2 pseudogenes are annotated in these 1,260 nt (G+C 73.7%); both read left to right on the top strand.

From position 1 onward, the window contains the following. Positions 1–227: pseudogene (locus A5714_RS11065) on the top strand (hypothetical protein); the annotation flags it as partial. Between the two features lie 168 nt (positions 228–395). Further along, a pseudogene (locus A5714_RS11060) lies at positions 396–1,260 on the top strand (hypothetical protein); the annotation flags it as partial.

The raw sequence follows: 1,260 nt of genomic DNA, 5'->3' as shown, positions 1-1,260 counted from the left end.
CGCCGACTACCACGACGACGACCACCACGGTGCCGATGACGACGGAGTGGATTCACGTGCCGCTGCTGCCGATCCCGATACCCGTCCCGGTGCCGGCGCAGCAGGCGCCGCAACAGCAGGCGCCGCAGGCTCCGCAATACCCGCAATATCCGGGGAACGCCCAGTACCCGGGCAGCTATCCGTACCCCGGTGGCTCGCAGAGCCCGTATCTGGGCGGGGGCTACTAGAGCCCTCCGGTACGCCGCTCGCTTCCCGAGCGCGGCGCGCCGCCCGCGGGTAGGTTGGTGCTACCCAGTTCGGGCGGGGTGTGTGTCCTTGTGTTGCCCTCGTTGAGGGCTCGACAGCGACCCGCCGGGAGAGCGCCCGGTGGGGCGCAGCGGACCCGGGAGGCGCTCGTGGCGCGAGTCGACATCGTGCTCGGGGTGTCGGTGGCGCCCGACACCGTCCGGCTGGTGGTCATCGAGGGGCAGAACGCCGACGGTGTCACCGTCGACCAGGACGAGTTCGAGGTCGCCGACGACGCCGTCGAGCGGGTGGTCGCGGCCATCGGGGGCACCCGTGAAGGGGCGGCCGACGGTGGCTACCAGCTGGCTACCACCGGGATCACCTGGACCGACCCGGCCACGGCCGGCGCCCTGCGGGACGCCATCGCGGCCCATGACGTCGGCAGCGTCATGTTGGTCTCTCCGCTGCTGGCCGCGGCCGCCCTGGCTCAGACGGTGGGCGCCGCGCTGGGTTACCGCCACATCGCCATGCTCTTCGTCGAACCCGAGGCCGCGACGCTGGCCGTCGTGGACGTCGGCGACGGATCGATCGTCGACCTGCACCGCCACCAGGTGGCCGCTGTGGAGGCGGGGGCGCAGGCCGCCCAGTTGGCGACGATGGTGGCCGCTCTGGACGCGCGCGGCTCCCGCGCCGACGGCGTGTTTCTCGTCGGCTGCGGCGCCGACATTGTCGGCCTCAAGCCGGCGCTGGAGGCGGCCACCTCCCTGTTGCTCACCGCCCCGGAGGAGCCGGACATGGCCCTGGCCCGCGGCGCCGCGCTGGCCTCGGCGAACGCGCCGCTGTTCGCGTCGACCACGGCCGCGCTGGCCTACGCCCTGGATCCCGGCACCGGGGAGATGAATCCGCGCCAGCTCGCCCCGGCCTACCTCGACGTGTGGGGCAACGCCGACGTCACCGCCGGGGCGCTGGCGTACAGCGCCGTGGACGACGAGGAGGACCAGCACGCCCCGAGCGTCGACCGGGCGCGGCGCGCCA

The organism is Mycobacterium sp. E2462, from assembly GCF_001672685.1.
Classification (GTDB): domain Bacteria; phylum Actinomycetota; class Actinomycetes; order Mycobacteriales; family Mycobacteriaceae; genus Mycobacterium.
This window is presented reverse-complemented; position numbering and strand designations above follow the sequence as displayed.